Genomic DNA, 6,027 nt, shown 5'->3' on the forward strand with positions numbered 1-6,027 from the left:
TAGGCACTAGGAGGGAGTATGACGGAAAATCAAAAGAAACCTCCCCCTTTACATATACTTTGCTCTCGCGGACTTCCGTCCAAAGGGGGAATGTGGCGAGTCATTTATTTGGTAAGCCCCCGAACCCCCGAAGGGGGACAAGCTGGAAAAAGGTGACAAACCTCCGCCCTTATACATACTTCGCTCTCGAGAGGCACATATTCAGCTATTGCTGGCTACCTTCAAAGAAGGGGAATTAGTGATGGAAAAGGGAAGAAATGACGAGAGACGATTGACAAGAGGATATCTGTGAGGAAGCGTTTTCGTAGAAAAAAGAACTATGTAAATAGGGATTGTGTAGGATATATAACAGATGTAAGAACTTACAGTGCTGGGGGTGAGAAAATATTTATGGGTGAATTGCTAATTGATAATTATTTTCTATCTTTGCCGAAAATTTACCCATTTATGAATGTAAGATTTACTATACTCACCGCCACAATGTTTGCCCTAATGGCTTGTAATAACGGACAACAGGAAATAGCTGTTGCCGAAGATGCTCTTGCTAACACTCAAAAAGCTGAGGAAGCGCGTGATAAGAGCAACGAAAGAAATCCGTTTGGTGCGGGTGGGGCGAATTTTTCTAACAACGTATCGCTACCAGCTACACAGCAAGGAGCAAAGCTCAATCCGCCTCACGGAGAGCCAGGACACCGTTGTGATATAGCCGTGGGGGCTCCGCTACCCAACGACAGCAATGTGATAGCTCAAACGCAAACACAAGCACAACCTGTGAGCAGTGCCGATGCTAAGCCCCTAGTTTCGGGAGGTATGCCACAAGTGCAACAGGTGCAGGTGGCACAACCTCAGACACAGCAAGCGGTGGCGACGAAGGGACAGAAACTGAATCCGCCTCACGGGCAACCAGGACACCGTTGTGATATACCGGTGGGCGCTCCGCTGAACAGTAAGCCTGTGAAACAGCAAGCACCAGCTACGCCTAAAACGGTAGAGCAACAAATAGTTATCGACCCGAAAATGGCGCAACAGCACACGGGGACTACTGAACCAGGCTTTTCAGGGAAGCCTAATCCGCCTCACGGACAACCCGGACACCGCTGTGATATAGCAGTAGGAGCGATATTGCCATAAAAAGATGCGCAAGGGGTGATTTTTAATATGTAAATGAGTGAAAAAGTAGCAATACAGGGTATCAAAGGTTCGTTTCACTATCAGACGGCTGAGAGTTACTTTGGCAAAGATATAGAGGTACTGGAATGTCGTACTTTTGATGCGGTAGTGAAAGCACTGCTGAAAGGCGATGCTAACTGGGGCGTGATGGCTATTGAGAATAGCATTGCAGGAGCAATATTACCTAATTATGCGCTTATAGACCGCCATAACCTGCATATTACAGGGGAGCACTATATGAACATACAGCACCACTTGATGGCGCTAGGAGGGCAACGCTTAGAGGATATTACTGAGGTGCATTCGCACTATATGGCACTGTTGCAGTGTAAGGATTTCTTTCACGATTATCCTGATATACGACTGGTGGAATCTCCTGATACAGCTGAGGCAGCACGACAGATACACTTGCAACAACTCAAAGGTGTAGCGGCTATTGCTTCGGCATCGGCTTCTGAGCTCTACGGCTTGCCTATTATTGCGGAAAGCATACAAACCATTAAGCGTAATGCTACCCGCTTTGTGGTACTCAGAACTACTGATGCACACCTACCCAAAAGAGGTATCAATAAGGAAACGCTTAAATTCCAAGTATATGACAAGAGTGGTAGTTTGGCAACGGTGCTGAACGTGTTACGCGATTACGATATGAATATGACTAAAATACAGTCGTTACCTGTAATAGAGACTCCTTGGAAATACGCATTCTTTGTAGATGTGATGTTTGATAGCTATGCCCGATACCAGCAAGCGATGCAACTTTTGGATATTATGACAGAAGAGCTAAAAGTATTAGGGGAATATGAAAATCGGTTGAACAGTGAGAGCTATTCAAAATCAATCATATAGAAAATAAATATAAAAAAACAGATTAAAAGATAGCTTCTATATCAAAAATATTGACTAATATTGACCGCGAAATTAATAATCAATGGTTAAAGGTTAATGATAAATGACAAAAGACTAATTAGAAATGGCGAATTATGAATTACAAAAGGTGGCTGTATTTAGACGCAATAGAGTGCACCAATACTTACATACCCAGCTTTTGTTGGCTTTATTTCTTAGCTTTTACTTGTTATCTGCACAGTCTATTTCTTTAGAGAATATCTGGACGCAACACGCTTTTTACCCCGAACGTATGTACAACTTGAAGGCACTGAAGAAAACCCCGCAATATACAGTGCTCGAATATAACCGTGACAAACACATTCAGGAAATCAACCTTTACGACTTTGCAACGCTCAGCAAAGTACAAACACTCTTTGAAACTAATGAAAGGGTGAATAGGATTGAGAGCTATGAGTTTTCTCCCGATGAGAAAAAGCTCCTCATCGCTACCCGAAAAGAGGATATCTACCGACATTCGTTTATAGCCGATTATTTTCTGTACGACCTCGCCACTGGCGACCTTAAAAAAGTGAGCGATAAGCGCATACAAGTCCCCACTTTTTCACCTAATGGTAAGCAATTGGCTTTTGTATACGAAAACAACTTGTATTTATACGACCTCACGACGGGTGCGGAAACCCAAATCACTACCGACGGACAGAAGAACGCTATCATCAATGGTACTGCTGATTGGGTGTACGAAGAAGAGTTCGGGATTGTGAAACTATTTGCTTGGAATGCCGATGGTACACAATTAGCATTTATACGTTCGGATGAGCGCAAAGTACCTGAGTTTTCAATGGACATCTACGGTTACGACCTCTATCCTACACCTTATACTTTCAAATATCCCAAAGCAGGGGAAGCTAATTCGGCGGTGAGTTTGCATATCTATACTGTGGCTGATAAATCGGTGGCTGAAATACCCTTGAAAGCCTATTATATACCACGTTTGCAATGGACAAACGACCCTCATAAGCTGACGGTACAAACTCTCAATCGCCACCAAAACGATTGGCAACTCTTACAAGTGAATAGCCACACGAAGGCAACGACTTCCTTAGTGAAAGAAACCAGCGCGACTTATGTAAGCATCAACAAGGAGATACTATTTTTACCCGATAATAGTTTTATTTATCAATCGGAGAAAGATGGAAATAATCATTTTTACTACTGCAATGCCAAAGGAAAATTAGTACGCCAGCTCACGCGTGGTAACTGGGAAGTAACCGATTGTTATGGCTATGATCCTAAAACCCAGCAGTTGTTCTACCAATCTACCCAAATAGGTTCTACCCGCCGAGGACTCTATGCGGTAAACCTCAAAGGCAAAGCCCCTCGCGCGCTTTCTACTGAGGCAGGAACAAACAAAGGCACATTCAGTGGGGATTTTTCTATGTATATCCACGCTTTTGCCAATGCCACTACGCCTCCACGCTATACGCTAAACGATACCAAAAGTGGAAAGCAACTCAAAGAAATCGTTACCAATGCCGAATACGCCCAACGATTGAAAGCCTATAATTTGCCCGAAAAAGAGTTTATGGAACTGAAAACTGCTAAGGGTACTTTCAACGCTTATATGCTTAAACCTAAGGATTTCGACCCTAAAAAGCAATATCCGCTCTTGATGTACCAATACTCAGGACCAGGTTCACAAGAAGTAGCCGACCAATGGTGGGATATGAACGACTTTTGGCACGCAATGCTCACCCAAAAAGGATATATAGTGCTATGTGTAGACGGCAGAGGCACAGGTTACAAAGGAGCAGATTTTAAGAAATGTACCTATCAGCAACTGGGTAAATACGAAGTTGAAGACCAAGCAGAAGTCGCTCAGCTCGTAGGGGCTTATCCTTATATAGATAAGAGCAGAATAGGGATATGGGGTTGGAGTTTTGGCGGATTTATGTCGTCTAACTGTCTGTTTCAAAAAGGCGATATATTTAAAATGGCAATAGCAGTAGCCCCTGTTACCAATTGGCGTTTTTACGATACTATTTACACCGAGCGTTTTATGCGCACCCCCCAAGAGAACGCAAAAGGTTACGACGAAAATTCACCGTTGTTTCACGCTGCCAAACTCAAAGGTAAATACCTGCTCATTCACGGTAGTGCCGATGACAATGTACACGTGCAAAACGCAATGGTGCTCATCAATACCTTGGTGAGTTTGCAAAAAGATTTTGATTGGCTCATCTATCCCGATAAGAATCACGGTATTTACGACAACACAGGTAGTACACGCTATCAGTTATATACAAAAATGACGAATTTTATCATAGAAAATTTATAAACAAACTTTTTAATTTATTAAATAAATGGATACAAACGTAGAAAATGCGAAAAAGAAGCACCCTAAGGGGCTTTATTTGGTGTTCCTAACAGGTATGTGGGAGCGTTTCAGTTACTATGGAATGCGTGGTATTTTGATGTTATACCTCACCAAGACGTGGCTTGAAGGCGGATTGGCTTTCGATAAAGCTACAGCGAGTCTTATCTATGGCTTTGCCACAGGACTTACCTATTTCACTCCACTGATTGGCGGTTGGATAGCCGATAACTTTTTAGGACAGCGCAGGGCAGTATTGTTAGGGGGACTCATAATGTTCTTCGGTGAGTTTGCGTTGTTCTCTATAAACACTCACTTTGGCTTATATTTAGGGCTATTTTTGTTGATTATAGGTAACGGGTTCTTCAAACCGAACATTTCAGCCTTGGTAGGAGGGCTCTATGAATCAGGTGATAAACGTTTAGACTCGGCTTTCTCGATTTTCTATATGGGTATTAACTTAGGGGCTTTCTTAGCACCACTCATTACAGGATTCCTTACTGATAACATCTTTGCTACTCACGGTGTAGATGCACAAGGAAAAGAAATAATCCTTTCTTACGGGTATAGATATGGATTCTTGGCAGCTGCTATCGGGATGCTTATAGGAGAGTTGATATTTGTTTTCTTTGCACAGAAATACTTAGGCGACCTTGGATTGCAACCAAAAGGTGGTAAGAAAAAAATACAAGAACTTTCGGAAGCCGAAGTGCAAAAACCACTTACCAAAGAAGAAAAAGAGCGCATTGCTGTTATCTTTATCTATTTCTTCTTTGCAATCTTCTTTTTTGCAGGATTTGAGCAAGCGGGTTCTTCGCTTACCCTTTATACCGATAACTATATCAACAGGACGGTGATGGGCTTTGAAATTCCTACTGCTTGGTTCCAATCAGTAAATCCATTGTTCATTGTATTGTTAGCACCGGTATTTGCATCGTTCTGGGGCACTAAAATGGGACAACGTCTCACTACTCCGTTTAAAATGGGAATGGGAATGATACTCTTAGGGGTAGGGTTCTTCTTTATGCTTGGCGCTGTTTATGAGCGCGGTGGCTCCATAGGGGTAGACCCTAAAGATATAGCAGTGAAAGCCAGCTTAGCTTGGTTGGTGCTTACTTACCTTACTCATACGATTGGTGAATTGTGCTTATCACCCGTAGGACTTTCTACGGTTACAAAACTTTCACCTCCACGTTTAGCAGGACTTATGATGGGTGTTTGGATGATGGCTGCTTTCTTCGCCAATGCAGCAGGAGGAGTGATTGCTTCTTACGTAGAGAAACTTGGGGCAAGCGTAGTATTTGCTGCGGTTTCAGGATTTGTAATCCTCTGCGGTTTAGGAATGATACTCCTTAACAAGAAACTTCAAGCGATGATGCACGGAGTAAAATAGTGCGAGCGTGTGAGCCACACAGGCACGTACGAACCGTATAAGTTATATAATAAAGGCTGTCCTATTTTAGGACAGCCTTTTTTGTTGTATATATTCGGAGTTATCGGACGATTAGGACTTGTCGGACGGAAGTAAGACGAGATTGATGGCTTTATTGGGGAGAGCTGAGGGAATAGAAAGGTATCGGAAAGGTTCGGAAGAAGAGAAGGAGGGTTTTTGATGAAAAAAGGGTGTAAGGAGG

The 6,027-nt window shown here is 42.8% G+C and carries 5 protein-coding genes; 4 read left to right on the forward strand and 1 reads right to left on the reverse strand.

Annotated elements, in window-relative coordinates; genetic code table 11:
* Positions 1 to 447 precede the first annotated feature (447 nt).
* The 4 genes from HMPREF9078_RS02010 to HMPREF9078_RS02025 all read left to right on the forward strand — a co-directional run bounded on the left by HMPREF9078_RS02010 (position 448) and on the right by HMPREF9078_RS02025 (position 5,786).
* On the forward strand, positions 448 to 1,131 hold the full coding sequence (locus HMPREF9078_RS02010) for a hypothetical protein (RefSeq protein WP_034542557.1): 684 nt from the start codon (positions 448 to 450) through the stop codon (positions 1,129 to 1,131).
* Between the two features lie 33 nt (positions 1,132 to 1,164).
* The gene (locus HMPREF9078_RS02015; protein ID WP_009419056.1) at positions 1,165 to 2,019 is read left to right on the forward strand and encodes a prephenate dehydratase; all 855 of its coding nucleotides are present in this window, start codon (positions 1,165 to 1,167) and stop codon (positions 2,017 to 2,019) included.
* Positions 2,020 to 2,143: 124 nt separating this feature from the next.
* Positions 2,144 to 4,357 (forward strand): S9 family peptidase, encoded by a 2,214-nt coding sequence (locus HMPREF9078_RS02020; protein ID WP_009419057.1) that lies wholly within the window; start codon positions 2,144 to 2,146, stop codon positions 4,355 to 4,357.
* A 25-nt stretch (positions 4,358 to 4,382) separates the two neighbouring features.
* Positions 4,383 to 5,786, forward strand: coding sequence for a peptide MFS transporter (locus HMPREF9078_RS02025; RefSeq protein ID WP_009419058.1), 1,404 nt, complete (start codon positions 4,383 to 4,385; stop codon positions 5,784 to 5,786).
* Here the strand turns inward: HMPREF9078_RS02025 and HMPREF9078_RS12090 are convergent.
* A partial coding sequence (locus HMPREF9078_RS12090) for a hypothetical protein (RefSeq protein WP_232305280.1) occupies positions 5,759 to 6,027 on the reverse strand: 269 nt, incomplete at its 5' end. The two genes, HMPREF9078_RS02025 and HMPREF9078_RS12090, sit on opposite strands and share 28 nt — an antisense overlap.

It is taken from the genome of Capnocytophaga sp. oral taxon 380 str. F0488 (assembly GCF_000318255.2).
In the GTDB taxonomy this organism is placed as follows: domain Bacteria; phylum Bacteroidota; class Bacteroidia; order Flavobacteriales; family Flavobacteriaceae; genus Capnocytophaga; species Capnocytophaga ochracea.